Source organism: Chelativorans sp. ZYF759 (genome assembly GCF_012911015.1).
Lineage (GTDB): Bacteria > Pseudomonadota > Alphaproteobacteria > Rhizobiales > Rhizobiaceae > ZYF759.
The window spans coordinates 430,166-447,642 of sequence record NZ_WVVV01000002.1; the positions used below are offsets into that span (position 1 = coordinate 430,166).

Below are 17,477 nucleotides of genomic sequence, written 5' to 3' on the forward strand. Positions count from 1 at the left end.
CGCCGTCACGTACCCACACCCCCATCCTCCACCCTGCGAAGCGGGGGGGAGGTGGCACGCGAAGCGTGACGGAGGGGGGGCCGCCGCCCCCAAAATCATGCAGCCGCCGCAAACCCGGCACGACCGAACGCGCGCGTGCTCTGCGCTGGCAAGAAAACAGCGCCGAAGGACTGCTCTGGCAGGAACTGAGAGGCCGCCAGCTCGCCGGCTTCCAGTTCACCCGCCAGTTCCCCATCGGCCCCTACTTCGCCGATTTCTGCTGCCGCAAATCAAAGCTCGTCGTCGAAGTCGACGGCTCCCAGCATGCCGATAGCGAGCATGACCGGCGCCGCGATCTCTTCATTCGTTCAGCAGGCTACGCGATCCTGCGCTTCTGGAACGGCGACGTCCTGAAACACCGCACCGCGGTCTGCGAAAGCATCCTCGCCACGTTGAGCGGGAACCTGCCGGCCGAGACGGACCATGGCGATCTGCGTTTTGCTGCGGGCCGACATGACTGAACTTCTCCGCCAGAAAGCCTCCCCTTCGTCGCGGGCTGACGCCCGCGACACCTCCCCCCCACTGCGTGGGGCGGAGGAGACGCCGTCGCGTACCCACCCCCCCATCCTCCACCCTGCGAAGCGGGGGGGAGGTGGCACGCGAAGCGTGACGGAGGGGGGGAACCGCCTCTCCACGACGCTGACGCCTGAGCGTGCTCCCTGCAGGCGTCCCGTTGCTGGCCCTTCAGTGGCCAAACCCACTTCCTTGCTCCACCAAACGGACTCAACCCCATGAAATCCCACTATCGCGCGATCGTCATTGGCGGCGGTGTCGTTGGCTGCTCGGTGCTCTATCATCTGGCCAAGGCCGGCTGGTCCGACGTGCTGCTGATCGAGCGCTCCGAACTCACCTCCGGCTCCTCCTGGCATGCCGCCGGCGGCTTCCATACGCTCAATGGCGACCCCAACGTGGCCAGGCTGCAGGCCTATACGGTCTCGCTCTACAAGGAGCTGGAGGAGATTTCCGGCCAGTCCTGCTCGCTGCATCTGACCGGCGGCGTCATGCTGGCCGACTCACCCGAGCGCATGGATTTCCTGCGGCTCGCCCACGCCAAGGGCCGCTATCTCGGCATGGAAACCGAACTCATCACCCCGTCCGAGGCCAAGGCCATGTTCCCGCTGATGGACGAGACGAAGTTCGTCGGCGCCATGTGGGACCCCGTCGAGGGCCATCTCGACCCCTCCGGCACCACCCACGCCTATGCCAAGGCTGCCCGCACGCTGGGTGCCGAGATCGTGCTCCGCAACCGCGTCACGGAGTTGACCCAGGAGCCCGACGGCACCTGGAACGTGGTCACCGAGCAGGGAACGGTGCAGGCCGAGCATGTCGTCAATTGCGGCGGGCTGTGGGCGCGCGAGGTGGGCCGCATGGTCGGGCTCGAACTGCCGCTGCTGGCCATGGAGCACATGTATCTGCTCACCGAGCCGATGCCGGCAGTCGAGGAATTCAACGCCAAGACCGGCCGCGAGATGGTCGGCGTGCTCGACTTCAAGGGCGAGATCTACACCCGCCAGGAGCGCAACGGCGTCCTTCTCGGCACTTATGAGAAGGCCTGCAAGCCCTGGTCGCCCGTCGACACGCCCTGGGATTTCGGCCACGATCTGCTGGCCCCCGACCTCGAACGCATCACGCCGTCGCTGGAAATCGGCTTCGAGCATTTCCCCGGCATCGCCAATGCCGGCATCAAGCAGGTGATCAACGGCCCCTTCACCTTCGCCCCTGACGGCAACCCGCTGGTCGGCCCGGTGCAGGGACTGACCAATTTCTGGTGCGCCTGCGCCGTCATGGCGGGTTTTTCGCAGGGCGGCGGCGTCGGGCTGGCGCTGTCGAACTGGATGGTCAACGGCGATCCGGGCTTCGACGTCTGGGGCATGGACGTGGCCCGCTTCGGCGAATGGGCGAGCCTGCGCTACACCAACGCCAAGGTGCGCGAGAACTATTCGCGCCGCTTTTCCATCCGCTTCCCCAACGAGGAACTACCCGCCGCCCGGCCCGCCCAGACGACCCCTCTCTACGACACCTTGCTTGCCCAAGGCGCGGTCATGGGCGACAGCTGGGGGCTGGAAACCCCGCTCTGGTTCGCGCCGAAGGGCACCGAGCCGAAGGACGTGGTCTCCTTCCACCGCTCCAACGACTTTGAGCATGTGGCTAGGGAAGTCCGCGTCACGCGCGAGCGTGTCGGCGTCACCGAGATCGCCAATTTCGCCAAATACGAGGTCTCGGGCCCCGGCGCGCATGGCTTCCTCGACCGGCTGATGACCAACCGCATGCCAAAACCCGGCCGCCTCGTGCTGACCCCGATGCTCAACGAGGCCGGCAAGCTGATCGGCGATTTCACGATTGCCAATCTGGGTGAAGACCGCTTCATGATCTGGGGCTCGTCGGCGGCCCAGAAATACCACATGCGCTGGTTCGAAAAGCACCTGCCAAAGGACGGCTCGGTCCGCCTCCACCGCTTCGACCAGACGCTGGTCGGCCTCTCCATCGCCGGCCCGAAGAGCCAGGCGCTCTTGGCCGAACTCTGCGACGAAGACGTCTCCACCCCCGCCTTCCGCTTCATGGATGTGCGCGAGATGGCGGTCGGCGGCGCCCCGGCCATCGTCAACCGCATCTCCTACACCGGCGATCTCGGCTACGAAATCTGGATGCAGCCAACCTATGAGCGGCTTGTCTATGCGGCGATCAAGGCGGCAGGTGAAAAACACGGCATCGTCGATTTCGGCATGCGCGCGCTGCTCTCCATGCGGCTCGAAAAGAACTTTCCCACCTGGTTCCGCGAGCTGCGGCCCATCTACGGCCCCTTCGAAGGCGCCATGGACCGTTTCGTCAAGCTGGAGAAGAACGACTTTGTCGGCCGCGAGGCGGCAGCGGCCGAACATGCCGACGGACCGAAACTGCGCCGCGTCTCCTTCATCGTCGACGCGCTCGATGCCGACGTGATGGGCGACGAGCCGATCTGGGCCCGCGTGGGCGACCGGAATTTCGGCACGGTGGAAAAGCCGCATGGCTACGGCGCGCCGAGATTTGGGGCGGATGGCACGGAGATCGCCCCCTCCTCCCCCCTTGCGGGAGAGGTGCCCGCGGAGGGGGGTGGTTCGGCTTCGCACGACTCCTCCCGCATCCGCGGCATCCGCGACGGCGACTGGGCGGTGATCGGTTGGGTGACCTCCGGCGGCTACGCCCATTGGGTGCAGAAATCCATGGCCCAGGGCTACGTCCCGGCCGAACTGGCGACGGACGAAAGCCAGGGCCTGTTCGAGATCGAGATCCTCGGCCAGCGCCGCCCCGCCCGCATCAATGTCGAGCCGCCCTTCGATCCCTCGGGCGAACGCATGCGGGCTTGATCGGGCTCATTAACAGGTTCACTGTCCCCTGACAGTCAGGGAGGACATCATGAACGAACACGCCAATGCCGAGCCGGCCGTCAATCTGGATGAGGCCGAGGCGCAGGTCGATCTGCCGGAGATCGGGTCGCGCGAGCGTTATGTCGCGCTGATGAAGGTGATCGAGAACCGCGTCACCGTGCGCGCCTTCGACCCCGAATTCGAGGTGCCGCGTGAGCATTTCGAGATGATCCTCGAGGCCGCCCGCCACGGGCCGTCCGGCGCCAATGCACAGCCCTGGCATTTCATCGTCGTCACCGATCCGGAGCTCAAGAAGGAAATCTCGGGCTACTTCGTCGAAGAGCAGCGCCGCCGCGCCAAGCTGAAAATGAAGTTTCCGACGCCCGATTACCGCGGGCTGGCGACCGCACCCGGCTTAATCGTCGTTGCCACGGATTTCCGCTGGGTCAGCGCCTTCCCCGTTCTAAAGGACGACGAGAGCGATCTGAACCGCATGTACAAGGAAAATGCCGAGCGCATCCTGCTGCAATCCGTCGCCGCCGCCACCATGTCGGCGCATCTGGCCGCCGCAGCCCTTGGCTACAATGTCTGGTGGGTGACCGCCATCGGCCAGGAAGCCGCGCAGGACGCCATGAAGCCGTTGCTCGGCATACCGGAAGAACTGTCGGTGCTCGACATCATGGCCTTCGGCCCGCCGGCCAAGAAACCCTACAAGCGCTGGCGCAAGTCGCTGTCCGACATCACCAGCTGGAACCGCTTCGACCCCGCCCACCACATGGACGACGCAGAGCTGGAGGACTGGATCCAGAACCGCCGCCACCGCGTGATGTACAAGGACGCCTCCAACGTCGATTGACCCTTCGGCTGGCGGCGGGCTGGCGCATTGCAACGTGCCGTGAGAGAAGGGACCCATGTCACTTGAAAACCGTTCGCCCCGACTTGCCGTCCTGATCGATGCCGACAACGCGTCGCCGAAGATCGCGGATGGCCTGTTCGAGGAGGTCGCCAAGCTCGGCGAAGCCAGCGTTCGCCGCATCTATGGCGACTTTTCCACCGCCCGTTCCAAGGGCTGGGCGGATCTTCTGGCCCGCCATGCCATCATTCCCCAGCAGCAATTCGCCTACACGACCGGCAAGAACGCCTCCGACATCACGCTGGTCATCGACGCGATGGATCTCTTGCACAGCGGCCGCTTCGACGGCTTCTGCCTGGTCTCCTCCGACAGCGACTTCACGCGCCTGGCCGCCCGTATCCGCGAGCAGGGTGTCGATGTCTACGGTTTCGGCGAGAAGAAGACGCCCGAAAGCTTCCGCCACGCCTGCCGCCGCTTCATCTACACCGAGAACCTGCTGCCTGGCGCTGCCGCCAACACGCAGGACGCGGCTGCCCCGACAAAATCGCTCGAACCGCCGAGCGCTGCCGTGCCCCTGCTCAACAAGATCCTCGAACAGGTCGAGACCGACGATGGCTGGGTAAGGCTTGGCATGGTGGGAACGCAGCTCGCCAATCTCGCGCCCGATTTCGACCCGCGCACCTATGGCTTCAGAAAGCTGAGCGACCTGGTGCGAAAGACCGATGCCTTCGAGATCGACCATCCTGAGGGCGAATCCCCCCGAATCCGGCGCAAGGAAACGGCGCGCCGGCGTGGCCCCAGGAAGTAGCGCGTCGAGCGCGGACGTCCCGATCAGAAATCGCTCAGTATCCGCCGGAGCTCGCCGCGAGTGTCGGCGGGCAGCGCCGCCGCGCAGACATACGGCAGGCCCTTGCGCCACGACGTCCAACCGACCGGATTCAGTTTCTCGGCTTCAGGGTGGAAACGCCTGAAAAGACTCCAGCTTCGGCAATCGAGCGCCGCCACATCCGCCCTGCCCTCGACCACCGCCAGCGCCGAATCCCGGTGGGACCCCGTCTCCACCGTCCCGGCAAGAATCGCCAGGCTCTCGCCCGCAGCCTCGATATCGCGCTGCAGCGCCAGGAAGCCCGACATGGAATCTGGCCCATTGTACGCCAGCCGCTTGCCGCGAAGAAGGTCGAGCGGCAGATCACCCTGAGGCTCAGCCTCCCCTCTGTGGGGATGGTCGATCCGCCCGGCGGATCGGGGTGGGGGTTCGACCGCGCGTCGCCCATCACGGCGCATCACGATCACGCTCGAATAGAGCGTCCCCTTGCCGCCTTCGACATCCGAATAGTCCGGCTGGCCGACGACTTCGACCAGGCCGGCGAGGTCGGAAGTCTCAAGCGGGCCCCAGCAGGTCTGGGCGAAAAGCATTTTCGGGTGTCGCCACAGCGTGAAGAGATCGAGCCCGTCTGGTGGCAGCGAGGCGGGATCGGGCGCGATCACCCTGCCCTGCCCGTCCCGGATCCCGTCCGGCACCGGCGGCATGTCTGCGTTGCGCCGGGCGAGCCTCTCCGGCGCGCTGATACCGGCCGCGCGCAGCCGGTCGCGGATGTCCGCCCACTGGGCGTCAGTCTCCGAGCGCCTTTCCGGCCAGTCATACATCGGCAATGCGGCAATGAAACTGCTCATGACGCCTTATGCGGACCGCGCCGGGCATGTGGCAAGCCGCGTCACTCCTTCGGCGGCTTGGCCGGGACGGGCGCCGTGCCGGCACCGTGGACGGATCGAGCGCGCACCCTGGGGCGAAAGGCCCGGCCAAGCTCCGGCTCGCGCCGCAGCACCGGGTGCGTCACCGGCTCTTTCGACCGGAAGGCGTAATCGCGCAGGAGCGCCCAGTAGCCGGCATAGGCATAGCCACCATTGAGCTTCAGCCATTCCGACCTCCGCGCCCTGAACTGGGCTGGCAGATCGTACCACGCCACGTTCGGCATCTTGTGATGCACGAGATGCAGATTGTTGTTGAGGAAAAGCAGCGACAGCGGCGAGCGCTCCACGATGATGGTGCGCCCGTCCGGCCGCTCCGACCATTGGTGTTCAGCGAAGGTGCGGACCGCGATCAGGGACTGCCCCAGATAGGCCGGCACCAGGATATAGAGCCATAACGGCATGTCGAACAGCACGAGGATGACCGGCAGCACCACAGCCAGCCCACCAAGATGGTTGAGCCAGGCGCGCAGCACCTGCCGGTCGCCTGTCCGGATCAAGCGCACTTCCCCCGCCAGAAAGCCCGCATTGGCCAGAAGTGGCCCGATCGCCAGTCGGCCGAGCATGGTGTTGTTGACCCGCAGCAGCAGCTGCAGCCAGTTGGGCAGCGCGCGGTATTGCCAGAGCGCCCGATAGTAGCTCTCGGGATCGTCGAACGGGTCGGTCAGACGCTCGTCGGCATGGTGACGCAGATGCAGCGTCTTGAAGCGGCGATAGGGCCAGACAAGGCCGATGGGGAGCGCGACGAGCAGCTCGTTGAGCGCGGCATTGCGGGTCGGGTGGCCATGGCTCGCCTCGTGCATCAGCGAGGAGTGCCAGGCCACCATCAGCGTCACTATCGCCAGCGCGGTCATCGGATAGGCCGGCCAGAGCCAGATACCGGCCGCAAGCCAGCTGCCATAGCATGCCGCGATCACCCCGATCGTCGGCCATTCCAATGTGGGCGCGCGTCGCCGCGTGCTGGTCCTGATTGTCATCTCCGTGCTCGCCCCCGAACCCTGATTCCTGACAACCCAGTGTCAGGGGCGGCAGCACGGCTTTCAACGCGACAATGTGCTGGAAATGTTTATACTGAAACTCAAGAACGACAGCTGTTTACCAAAGTCACCAACCACGGCCCATGGACAAGCGCGATCTCTCCGATCTCTTCCGCGAGCGGCTGAAGACCATCCTCGTGCGCTCCGGCCAGAACCAGTCATCCTTCGCAGCCGGTGTCGGCATCGACCGCTCGGCCCTGTCGCAACTGCTGTCTGGCGCCAGCACGCGTCTGCCCCGCGCCGAAACGCTGCTGTCCATCGCAGAAAGCCACCGGGTTTCGCTCGACTGGCTTTTGGGGCTGTCGCAGGATGAGGGCTTGAGCGCCGAAATCCGCCGCACCATGGAACTGGAGGAAGGCTCCGGCGTCGCCGGCAGCACGCTTCTGGCCCAGTGGCACGCGGAGGCCGCGGGCACCAAGATCCGCTACGTGCCGGCCGGCATCCCCGATCTCCTGCGCACCGGCGAGGTGATCGAATACGAGGCCGGCATCACCAACCGCGACCGCGAGACCGAACTCGACGAGACCCGGTTCCGCATCGACTACAACCGCCGGCCCGAGACCGACATGGAGGTCTGCCTGCCCGTCCACACGCTGGAGATCTTCGCCAGGGGCAACGGCGTCTGGTCGGGACTGCCCGAGGCCGCGCGCCGGCGCCAGCTCGAGCATATGGCCCGCCTGCTGGACGACCTCTACCCTTCGTTCCGGCTCTACCTCTATGACGGGCGCGCGCGCTACTCGATTCCCTACACGATCTTCGGCCAGATCCGGGCGGCCATCTATGTCGGCGAGATGTATCTGGTCCTCAACGCCACCGAACCGGTGCGCACGCTGACCCGCCATTTCGACAATCTGATCCGCGCCGCCGTCGTCAATGCGCACGAGGCCGCCGCACATGCGCGCATGTTGGCCGACACGATGCCGCACACTGCCGATTGACGCTCCCACATCCCGCCTCTATCTGCGTCTCGGACCTCTTGCGAAAGACCGTGCCATGTTGAACCCGCTCGCCGATCTGCTTGCCGAGAAGGGCGTACTTCTGGCCGACGGGGCAACGGGCACCACGCTCTTTTCCATGGGGCTGGAAGCGGGTGATGCGCCCGAGCTGTGGAACGTCGAGCATCCCGAGCGCATCGTGGCCCTGCATCAGGGCTTCGTCGACGCCGGCGCCGACATCATCCTCACCAATTCCTTCGGCGGTACGCGCCACCGTCTGAAGCTGCATAACGCCCAGGACCGCGTTCACGAGCTTAACCGCGCCGCGGCCGAGATCGCACGCGGCGTGGCCGACGCCGCCGACCGGACAATCGTGGTGGCCGGTTCCGTCGGCCCGACGGGCGAGCTTCTGCAGCCGCTCGGCGCCATGACCTATGATGAGGCGGTGGAATCCTTCCGCGAGCAGATCGAGGGCCTGAAGGCGGGCGGCGCCGATGTCGCCTGGATCGAGACCATGTCGGCGCCGGACGAGATCCGTGCCGCCGCCGAAGCAGCCATCGCCGTCGGCCTTCCCTATGTCTATACCGGCTCTTTCGACACGGCCGGCCGCACCATGATGGGGCTCTCGCCCGCCGACATCCACGGCGTTGCCGATGCACTGCCGCAGCCGCCGCTCGCCGTCGGCGCCAACTGCGGCGTCGGCGCATCCGACATCCTGGCTTCCCTTCTCGACATGGCCGAGGCGCGACCCGACGCGGTCATGGTCGTGAAGGGCAATTGCGGCATTCCCGAATTTCGCGGCACCGAGATCCACTATTCCGGCACGCCGGAACTGATGGCCGACTATGTCCGGCTCGCGGTCGATGCGGGCGCCCGCATCATCGGCGGCTGCTGCGGTACCACCTGCCGGCACCTGGCGGCCATGCGCTCGGCCCTCGATGCGCATGAGCCGGCACAGCGCCCCGCCCTTGACGATATCGTCAGCCGCATCGGGCCGTTGCGCAACAAGCAGGCCTTCCAGAGCGGGGGCGATGGCACCCGCGAGGCGAGGCGCGCGCGACGCGCGCGTTAGTTGTTTCGGTGGGGAACCCACCGCGCGCCCGCGGGTTATCAGAGGCGGCGGACCAAGAGCCGGCACGGGAAGCCTTGTGCGACCCGCCCGAGTTTAGGACCGCCTGGCAGGCCCGGGCACTCCAGCGCGATCCCAACGGCCCGGGTCTGCCTGCCTCACCAACCCAGGGGACTCCCTTTTGACCGATCAGAACGGCAAGACCGATATAGCGAAGCTGTCCGCCGTGGCCGACCGTATCGCCAACGACCTCATGGAAACCGAGGAATGGGGCAAGCCCTCCTCCCTGTCGCCCAAGATGCAGGGCATCGACACACACCAGTTCGGCATCGCCATCCACACCGCCGAAGGTGACACCGTCACCGCCGGCAAGGCGGATGCGCCCTTCACCATCCAGTCGATCTCCAAGGTCTTCTCCCTGACCCTCGCGCTCGAGATGTTCAGCGGCAAGGTCTGGGAGCGCGTCGGCAAGGAGCCTTCCGGCGACCCCTACAATTCCATCGTCGACCTGGAGCGCCACGAAGGCATCCCCCGCAATCCCTTCATCAATCCCGGCGCGCTGGTCATCAATGATCTCCTCCACAAGGCCGAACGCGACGATGGCGGCAAGACCAATGTGCGCGACCTCCTCAACTCGCTGCTCGACGGCGAGGAAGTTGGCATCGACGATGAAGTTGCGCAGTCGGAAGGCGGCTCGAACTTCGCCAACCGCGCGATGGCCAACCTCTCCAAGCATTTCGACAATTTCGAGAACGACGTCGAAGCCGTGTTGAAGGACTATGTCGACCAGTGCGCCATCACCATGTCCTCCCGCCAGCTCGCGCGTGCGGGCCGTTATCTCATGGTTGAACGCGCCGATTCCGACGACGAGGCCGCCAAGCGCCGTGCGCGACGCGTCCGGCGCATCAACGCGCTCATGCTGACCTGCGGGCAATATGACGGCTCGGGCGAATTCGCCTATCGCGTCGGCCTGCCTGCCAAGAGCGGTGTCGGCGGCGGCATCCTCGCCGTCGTCCCGAACACGGCCTCAGTCTGCGTGTGGGCGCCGGGTCTCGACGATTACGGCAACTCGCTGCTCGGCACCGAGGCGCTGGCGCGTCTGTCGGAAGAGATGGACTGGTCGGTCTTCGGCGCGCGGTCGCACTAGGGCGTCGCGCCCGGCTCAGTCCACAAGGCGCGCTTTCGTCCATCCGGCCAGCTCGCCGGCAAGCATCCCGATGTCGCGCTGCACGTTCGAAAAGCGCTCGATCTTCTCCAGCGTGTCCAGATCCATGTAGAGTCCGCGATTGATCTCGATCTGCAGGCTGTGCCGGCCTTGCCGCGGCCGCCCGTGGCGCTCCACGATATAGGCGCCCTGATAGGGATCGTTGATGGCGACCGAATAGCCCATGGCCTCCAGCCGTTCCGCCACGAAACGCGTGAAGGCCGGCTCGCAGCTCTTTCCTTGAAGGTCGCCGAGAACGAAATCGGCGCGTTCGCGGCCGGGATCGGGCGTCATGGCATCGCCCACCGGCCGCATCGAATGCCAGTTGACGTGCCACACAGCGCCGCCTTCGCCCTGTGCTGTCGCGATCGCGGCCTCCAGCGCGGCATGGTAGGGTCGCCAGCAACCGTCCAGGCGCCGCTGCACCTCCTCCACCGTCAGGGGCCGGTCATAGATATGGGCATCGTCATGCATCCGCCGGAAGATCAGGCCGGTGCCCTGCTTGGAATGACGCGTGGGTGAGAGCGGATCCGGCCAGACCGCCTCCAGCATCTCCTCGTCGATATCGTCGGACGCCCGGTTGGGGTCGATATAGGCACGCGGGAAGTTGGCCGAGATCGTCGTCACGCCGTGGCTCTGCGCGTCCTCGATCAGCAGGTCGACGAAGCGATCCTCATATTCGCGCAGCAACCTCAGGCTGATGATCGAACTGAAATCCTCCGGATAGTAGCGTCCGCTGTGCGGGGAATCGAAGACAAGCGGCACACCGCCTGCGCCCTTGGCGACATTGACGGGTTCTGCTCCTTCCCGCTCTGCGAGTTCGACGAGTGCTGCGCGCGCCGCGCGGTCGGTATTCTCGGACATGCTTCCCCTTGCCTTGAAAGGCAAACGCCGATTGCCGCGGCGGGTTCCCCATCCCGCGGGCCTAGCCGGCGATGGCCTTGCGAAAGGCGCGCATGAGAAAGGCCTGGAACGGCGCGCCATAGCGATAGGCGCGGTGCGGACAGGCATGTCGCGCCAGGCAGCCGCCCTCCATGCACCCCCGCCCCCTGGACGAAGCGATATGGGCCCCGCACGCCCCGTGGTCGAACCGGTCTCCGAATGCGCCTGCTGGACAGGCATTCAGGCAGGGTTTTCCGACACATAGCTCGCAGAGATGAATCGGTTTCTGCGCCTCTTGGTTCATCTCCTCGGCCGCCAGCGCCCGATCGAACAGCAAGGCGCCCCGATACGCATGCCAGAGACCAAATTCGGGATGCATCAGGATGCCGAGAGGCGACGGTTTGATCCCTTCCGCCCGCATCGCCCATTGCTGGAAGGGAGCGAAGGGTTTGTCGTTCGGCATGATTACGTGCGCGCCGCACGTCTCGGCGACCGCCTCCAGCACCAGCCGCGACCAAGCGTCAAGCGGGTCGGCGAGTGCCGCCGGCTGGGTGGCCGCCCAACGCTGAAAATGCGGCCAGAAGCCGTCTCCGGCATTGCCGACAAGCAGGACCGACCTTGCGGCGCGTCCGCCCGGTCCTTGGACGAAAGGTTCGTCGGGTCCGAAATCGATGCCGCCGCGCAGGCGGAGTCCGTGCTTCGCCAACGCCGTCCGGATCGCCCCTGGCGAGCCGTCTTGAACCATCACTTGCTCTGGTCCGGATCCCGGAATGCCGAGCGCCAGACTTCCTTGTGAATGATATCGGCCACTTTAGCCCGGCCGTTTGCGGGCCCTTTTCAGGTGAAGGCGTCGGGCATGGACTCCTTCTTCTTGGCCATGAAGTCGCGCAACCCGTCGTGAATGCCTGGATCGAGATCCGGTGCCTCGTAGGTTTCGAGCCATTTGCGCGCCAGCAGATTGGCGCGCTCCTCGGCGCGCTTTTCGCCTTCCGCCTGCCATTGCTCAAAGGAATTGTTGTCGGCGATCGAGGAACGATAGAAGGCTGTCTGGAAATTCGCCTGCGTATGATTGCAGCCGAGATAGTGGCTGCCCGGCCCGACTTCCGCGATGGCGTCCATCGCCTGGCCGTTCTCCGACAGGTCGACGCCCTCGGCCATCTTCTGCTGCATGCCGAGCTGGTCGATGTCCATCATGAACTTCTCGTAGCAGGCCGACAGGCCGCCCTCGAGCCAGCCGGCGGCATGCAGAACGAAGTTCGTGCCGGCGAGCACCGTCGTGTTGAGCGTGTTGGCGCTCTCATAGGCCGCCTGCGCATCGGGAATCTTCGAGGCGCAGAGCGAGCCGCCGGTGCGGAAAGGCAGGTTCAGCCGTCGCGCCAGCTGCGCGGCCCCGAAGGAGACCAGCGAAGGCTCCGGTGTACCGAAGGTCGGCGCTCCCGATTGCATCGAGATCGAGGAGGCGAAGGTGCCGAAGACCACGGGCGCGCCGGGCCGCACGAGCTGCGTGAAGGCCGCCCCCGCGAGCACCTCCGCCAGCACCTGCGTCAGCGTGCCGGCGACCGTGACCGGGCTCATCGCGCCCGCCAGGATGAAGGGCGTGATGATGGTTGCCTGGTTGGCGCGCGCATAGACCTTCGCCGCCCCCAGCATGGTCTCGTCGAAGACCATCGGCGAATTCGCGTTGATCAGGTTGACGACGACCGCATTGTTGTCGACGAACTCCTTGCCGAACAGGATTCGGCACATCTCCACGGTGTCCTCGGCGCGCTCCGGCGCCGTCACGGATCCCATGAACGGCTTGTCGGAATAGCGCATGTGGGAAAACACCATGTCGAGATGGCGCTTGTTCACCGGCACATCCACCGGCTCGCACACCGTGCCGCCCGAATGGTGGATCGAGGGCGCCATGTAGGCGAGCTTCACGAAATTGCGGAAATCCTCCAGCGTCGCATAGCGGCGGTTGCCGTCGAGATCGCGCACGAAGGGCGGGCCGTAGACCGGCACGAAGACCGTGTTGTCGCCGCCGATCTCGACCGACCTGGCGGGATTGCGCGCATGCTGCGTGAACTGGGCCGGCGCTGACTTGAGCAATTCGCGGCACAGCCCTTTCGGGAAATGCACTCGCTCGCCCTTGATGTCGGCTCCCGCCTCCTTCCACAGCTCGAGCGCTTCGGCATCGTCGCGGAACTCGATCCCGATTTCCTCCAGAACGCGGTCGGCATTGGCCTCGATCAGCGAAATGCCTTCCTCGTCGAGAACTTCATAAGGCTTGATCAGCCGTCGGATATAGGTCAGCGACTGGCCTGGGCCGCCGCCGCCGCGCGCGGCGCGCCGTGCGGCCGCTCCACCGGCCGATCCGCGTCCGCGTCGGGCTCCGCCCGCATCCTGTTCGGGTGACGTTCTGTCGTCCATGGCGCTCAATTCCCTGAATCGTTTTGGCCCGCCTGGCCGGGTCGTCGGCGGATCGTAGCCGACAGCCTTGCGCGAAACGGCCCGCCAACGCCAGCACGTGTCGCAAAATCGACACGGAAACAAGGTCGTATGCGCCGGTCGTTTTCGTTTTGTCCGGCGTCGCATTCCGGCTATGGCGCAATCGGGCGCCAGACTATGAATTGCTGTCCAACGCCGCTTCGCGGACATCAGGAGCCTGCAATGTCTGATGATGAAATCGTCCTCTCCGAACTCGCCGACGACGATCTCGTGCAGCAGATGCACGACGACCTTTATGACGGGTTGAAGGAGGAGATCGAGGAAGGCACGCGCATTCTGCTCGATCGCGGCTGGACGCCTTACGACGTTTTGACAAAGGCACTGGTCGAAGGCATGCGCATCGTGGGCGAGGATTTCCGCGACGGCATCCTGTTCGTGCCCGAGGTGCTTCTGTCAGCCAATGCGATGAAGGCGGGCATGTTCATCCTGCGGCCGCTGCTGATCGAGACCGGCGCGCCCAAACAGGGCAAGATGGTCATCGGCACCGTCAAGGGTGACATTCACGACATCGGCAAGAACCTTGTCGGCATGATGATGGAAGGCGCGGGATTCGACGTCATCGATCTCGGCATCAACAATCCGGTCGAGAACTATCTGGCGGCGATCGAGGAGCACAAGCCGGATATTATCGGTATGTCGGCGCTCCTGACCACCACCATGCCCTACATGAAGGTCGTCATCGATACGATGAAGGAAAAGGGCATCCGCGACGACTATGTCGTGCTGGTCGGCGGAGCACCCCTCAACGAGGAATTCGGCCGGGCCGTCGGAGCGGATGCCTACTGCCGCGACGCGGCAGTAGCAGTGGAAACCGCGCAGGAATACATGAAGCGCAAGCACAATGTGCGCGGCGCCGCGTCCTAGCGGCAGGCCACGTCGTGGTTACTGAGCGGACCGTGCGACGTTGCGCCCAGCCTGCTGCGTCGCGTCGACGGTCTGGGCGGTGTCCTGGCCAACGCCGCGGATCGTGTTGGCGCAACCGGCCGCGAAGCCGACCATGGCAAGGATTACGACAACGCGTGTCAATGAAGTGAGCATGGCAACTTCTCCTGGTGCGCCGGAACAAGCCGGCAGGGCGATTGACTGTGACGCAGGTTAAACGCGCCAATCACGAAAAAGTTCTTGTCATCGGGTGCGGAATGCTCGCCCGGGAGATATTGGCGATCAGGGACGGCTTGCGTCTGGATCACCTCGAACTCACCTGCCTGCCGGCCGACCTTCATTTCCACCCTGAGCGCATCGCCCCCGCCATGGATGAGGCCATCGTCCGCGCGCGCGCCGAGGGCTACACGAACATCCGCGTCGGCTATGCTGATTGCGGCACCGGTGGCATGCTGGACAAGGTGTGCGAGAAGCACGGGGTCGAACGGATGGCCGGGCCGCACTGCTTCGCCTTCTACCAGGGGATGGACCGCTTCGAGGCCCTGGCCGACGGCGACATGAGGGCCTTCTACATGACCGATTTCCTGTGCCGCCACTTCGAGGCCTTCTTCATCCGTCCGCTCGGTCTCGACCGACACCCGGAGCTCGCCGTCGACTATTTCGGCAATTACGAGAAGCTGGTCTATCTGGCCCAGACCGACGAGCCCGCGCTCGACCGTGTGGCCGAGGACGCCGCGGCCATGCTCGGCCTCGTTTATGAGCGCCGGGCCACGGGCTATGGCGACCTTGCCACCGCGCTGGCCGCGACGCGCCCGCAGCCCTGAGACGATCGGGCGCGGCAGGCCGCCGAACTTTTGTCGACTTCTGGGCGTTCACCTCCGCACTCCCTGCGGACCGCCGAAAATTTTGTTGATTTTCACGTTCGTCTAACAGCATGCAATGTAATTTGACGAACATGGATCAGAAGCTGCCCACCCTTTACGACCAGCAGGTGCCGCCTCCGCGCCGCCTGTCGGTTATCTTTCGGCAGCTTTCCGCACGGGATGAAGCAAGCATCAGCATCGGCGAGATTCGCGATGCGCTGGGCGACCGCAGCTTTGCGGCGCTGCTGCTCCTCTTTGCGGCACTTAACCTGCTGCCCCTGCCGATCGGCTCGACCCTCATTCTCGGTCCCCCGATGGTGCTCGTGGCTCTTCAGATGGCGCTCGGTTACGAAGCGCCCTGGCTACCGCGATGGCTGACCTCCCGGGGCATTTCAACCCAGCGCTTCGGCAAGGCCGCAAAACGGCTGATTCCCCTGCTCGAATGGCTGGAGCGCTTCGTGCGCCCTCGTTCCTGGCCCTTTGCTCCTGGCACCGCCGACCGGCCGATCGGCCTGATCGCCCTTGTCATGGCGATTGCCGTGACGCTGCCCATCCCGCTCGGCAACTGGCTTCCCTCCCTGTCGGTCGCCGTGATCGGCCTGGCGCTAGGCGAGCGTGACGGTCTTTGCCTGGCGGCCGGCTGCGGCATCGCGGTCGTGGCGCTTGCCATCATCGGCGCGGTGGTGGGCGCGGGAACGGTTTTGGCCGGCATGGTCTTCGGCTGAAGCCTGCCGCGCGCCGCGTCGCTTTTGAATTGCCGCGCGTCGTGCCCCAACAAGCGGGGCGGTGGCCCATAGGGCAATTGTCGGCACGTGCTTTTCACAGGTGCTTTGCCATGGCCGACCTCACCATAGTCTACTGGCGCGACATCCCCGCGCAGGTCATCGTCCGCAAGGGCCGGGCGAGCGCCAAGCGTGAACTGCCCAAGCGCTTCATCGAGGCCATCGACATGTGCGCCATGCGCGTCGGCGCCCGCGATTCAGATGCCTATCTCGCCGAATGGCGCCGAGGCGACGCGCTGCCGGTATCCGACGATCTCGAAGCCGAGGCGGACCGCGCCATGAGCGCCATCGACGCCGAATATGACCGCGACCGTCTCGTTGCCCTGGTCCAGGCGGATGGTCGCCTCGATGGCTGAACGGCCGGCCGGCCGCGCGCCGATATTCACTGAACTTTCCCGCCAGCCGGGCACTCACCCTTCCCCATGGAGCAACGCCACATGACCCGCACCATCGTCGCCTCGGCCCGCAAGGAGGTCGTCATCGGCTTCGATCAGCCCTTCCGCGTCATCGGCGAGCGCATCAACCCGACCGGCCGCAAGAAGCTCGCCGCCGAGATGGTGGAAGGCAATTTCGACACCGTGCGCCGCGATGCGCTGGAACAGGTGGCCGCCGGCGCCGACATTCTCGACGTCAACGCCGGTGTGACCGCCGTCGATCCCAACGCCACCGAACCCGCGCTGCTGGTTCAGACCATCGAGATCGTGCAGGGCCTGGTCGACGTGCCGCTGTCGATCGATTCCTCCGTCTCCGCCGCCATCGAGGCCGCACTCAGGGTCGCGCGCGGCCGTCCGCTGGTCAATTCCGTCACCGGCGAGGAGGAAAAGCTCGAGGCCATCCTGCCCCTGATCAAGAAATACGACGTGCCCGTGGTCGCCATCTCCAACGATGAGACCGGCATTTCCATGGACCCCGACATACGCTTCGCCGTCGCCAAGAAGATCGTCGAACGCGCCATGGATTACGGCATCAAGCCGCATGACATCGTCGTCGACCCGCTCGTCATGCCGATCGGCGCGCTCGGCGATGCCGGCCGCCAGGTTTTCGCCCTGCTCCATCGGCTCCGCAACGAATTGAAGGTCAACACCACCTGCGGGCTGTCGAACATCTCCTTCGGCCTGCCGCACCGCCACGCCATCAACGCGGCCTTCATCCCCATGGTCATCGGCGCCGGCATGACGTCGGCCATCATGAACCCCTGCCGCCCGCAGGAGATGGAAATGGTGCGCGGGGCCAACGTGCTTGCCGGCATGGACCGCGACTGCATGAACTGGATCCGCTCCTACAAGGACCACAAACCCGCCGAAGGCGGCGCCTCGCCTGCCGCGGCAGCCCCGGCCGGCGGCGATGC

General features: G+C 65.4%; 18 protein-coding genes. 12 read left to right on the forward strand and 6 right to left on the reverse strand.

Annotated features, from left to right (window positions below; translation table 11 throughout):
• Nucleotides 1–65 precede the first annotated feature (65 nt).
• From GRZ55_RS06020 to GRZ55_RS06035, 4 genes are all read left to right on the forward strand, one after another.
• Nucleotides 66–500: an endonuclease domain-containing protein gene (locus GRZ55_RS06020; RefSeq protein WP_368856588.1), complete on the forward strand. Its 435-nt coding sequence runs from the start codon at nt 66–68 to the stop codon at nt 498–500.
• A 270-nt stretch (nt 501–770) separates the two neighbouring features.
• Nucleotides 771–3,383: an FAD-dependent oxidoreductase gene (locus tag GRZ55_RS06025; protein WP_169285983.1), complete on the forward strand. Its 2,613-nt coding sequence runs from the start codon at nt 771–773 to the stop codon at nt 3,381–3,383.
• Between the two features lie 49 nt (nt 3,384–3,432).
• Nucleotides 3,433–4,239, forward strand: a complete 807-nt coding sequence (locus GRZ55_RS06030) for a nitroreductase family protein (protein WP_169285984.1) — start codon at nt 3,433–3,435, stop codon at nt 4,237–4,239.
• Nucleotides 4,240–4,294: 55 nt separating this feature from the next.
• Complete coding sequence (locus GRZ55_RS06035) at nt 4,295–5,044, forward strand: NYN domain-containing protein (RefSeq protein ID WP_169285985.1); 750 nt, start codon at nt 4,295–4,297, stop codon at nt 5,042–5,044.
• Nucleotides 5,045–5,067: 23 nt separating this feature from the next.
• Here the strand turns inward: GRZ55_RS06035 and GRZ55_RS06040 are convergent, their stop codons facing one another.
• Nucleotides 5,068–5,910, reverse strand: coding sequence for a phosphate/phosphite/phosphonate ABC transporter substrate-binding protein (locus GRZ55_RS06040; RefSeq protein WP_169285986.1), 843 nt, complete (start codon nt 5,908–5,910; stop codon nt 5,068–5,070).
• 41 nt (nt 5,911–5,951) lie between these two features.
• Nucleotides 5,952–6,962, reverse strand: coding sequence for a fatty acid desaturase (locus GRZ55_RS06045; RefSeq protein ID WP_169285987.1), 1,011 nt, complete (start codon nt 6,960–6,962; stop codon nt 5,952–5,954).
• Between the two features lie 143 nt (nt 6,963–7,105).
• Between GRZ55_RS06045 and GRZ55_RS06050 the strand changes: the two genes are divergently transcribed.
• From GRZ55_RS06050 to GRZ55_RS06060, 3 genes are all read left to right on the forward strand, one after another.
• Nucleotides 7,106–7,960 carry a helix-turn-helix domain-containing protein gene (locus tag GRZ55_RS06050; protein ID WP_169285988.1) on the forward strand — a complete coding sequence of 285 codons (855 nt, stop codon included), beginning with the start codon at nt 7,106–7,108 and terminating at the stop codon, nt 7,958–7,960.
• Between the two features lie 55 nt (nt 7,961–8,015).
• Nucleotides 8,016–9,029 carry a betaine--homocysteine S-methyltransferase gene (bmt, locus tag GRZ55_RS06055; RefSeq protein ID WP_169285989.1) on the forward strand — a complete coding sequence of 338 codons (1,014 nt, stop codon included), beginning with the start codon at nt 8,016–8,018 and terminating at the stop codon, nt 9,027–9,029.
• Between the two features lie 178 nt (nt 9,030–9,207).
• Nucleotides 9,208–10,173: a glutaminase gene (locus GRZ55_RS06060; RefSeq protein WP_246734534.1), complete on the forward strand. Its 966-nt coding sequence runs from the start codon at nt 9,208–9,210 to the stop codon at nt 10,171–10,173.
• 15 nt (nt 10,174–10,188) lie between these two features.
• Here GRZ55_RS06060 and GRZ55_RS06065 read toward each other — a convergent pair whose 3' ends face one another.
• The 3 genes from GRZ55_RS06065 to GRZ55_RS06075 all read right to left on the reverse strand — a co-directional run bounded on the left by GRZ55_RS06065 (nt 10,189) and on the right by GRZ55_RS06075 (nt 13,524).
• Nucleotides 10,189–11,094 carry an N-formylglutamate amidohydrolase gene (locus GRZ55_RS06065; RefSeq protein WP_169285990.1) on the reverse strand — a complete coding sequence of 302 codons (906 nt, stop codon included), beginning with the start codon at nt 11,092–11,094 and terminating at the stop codon, nt 10,189–10,191.
• 61 nt (nt 11,095–11,155) lie between these two features.
• Nucleotides 11,156–11,857: a hypothetical protein gene (locus GRZ55_RS06070; protein WP_169286030.1), complete on the reverse strand. Its 702-nt coding sequence runs from the start codon at nt 11,855–11,857 to the stop codon at nt 11,156–11,158.
• A 92-nt stretch (nt 11,858–11,949) separates the two neighbouring features.
• A complete protein-coding gene (locus tag GRZ55_RS06075; protein WP_169285991.1) occupies nt 11,950–13,524 on the reverse strand; it encodes a trimethylamine methyltransferase family protein in 1,575 nt (524 codons plus the stop codon).
• 240 nt (nt 13,525–13,764) lie between these two features.
• On the opposite strand from GRZ55_RS06075, the gene GRZ55_RS06080 reads away from it, so the two are divergent.
• The gene (locus GRZ55_RS06080) at nt 13,765–14,466 is read left to right on the forward strand and encodes a B12-binding domain-containing protein (RefSeq protein WP_169285992.1); all 702 of its coding nucleotides are present in this window, start codon (nt 13,765–13,767) and stop codon (nt 14,464–14,466) included.
• An 18-nt stretch (nt 14,467–14,484) separates the two neighbouring features.
• On the opposite strand, the gene GRZ55_RS06085 is transcribed toward GRZ55_RS06080, so the two are convergent.
• The gene (locus tag GRZ55_RS06085) at nt 14,485–14,640 is read right to left on the reverse strand and encodes an entericidin (protein ID WP_169285993.1); all 156 of its coding nucleotides are present in this window, start codon (nt 14,638–14,640) and stop codon (nt 14,485–14,487) included.
• Between the two features lie 101 nt (nt 14,641–14,741).
• Here GRZ55_RS06085 and GRZ55_RS06090 point away from each other — a divergent pair, with 101 nt between their 5' ends.
• The 4 genes from GRZ55_RS06090 to GRZ55_RS06105 all read left to right on the forward strand — a co-directional run.
• Nucleotides 14,742–15,308: a DUF1638 domain-containing protein gene (locus tag GRZ55_RS06090; protein ID WP_169285994.1), complete on the forward strand. Its 567-nt coding sequence runs from the start codon at nt 14,742–14,744 to the stop codon at nt 15,306–15,308.
• Between the two features lie 131 nt (nt 15,309–15,439).
• On the forward strand, nt 15,440–16,072 hold the full coding sequence (locus tag GRZ55_RS06095) for an exopolysaccharide biosynthesis protein (protein WP_169285995.1): 633 nt from the start codon (nt 15,440–15,442) through the stop codon (nt 16,070–16,072).
• 110 nt (nt 16,073–16,182) lie between these two features.
• Nucleotides 16,183–16,485: a virulence factor gene (locus GRZ55_RS06100; protein ID WP_169285996.1), complete on the forward strand. Its 303-nt coding sequence runs from the start codon at nt 16,183–16,185 to the stop codon at nt 16,483–16,485.
• A gap of 81 nt (nt 16,486–16,566) precedes the next feature.
• Nucleotides 16,567–17,477, forward strand: a 911-nt coding sequence (locus GRZ55_RS06105; RefSeq protein WP_169285997.1) for a methyltetrahydrofolate cobalamin methyltransferase, incomplete at its 3' end; no start/stop codon positions are given.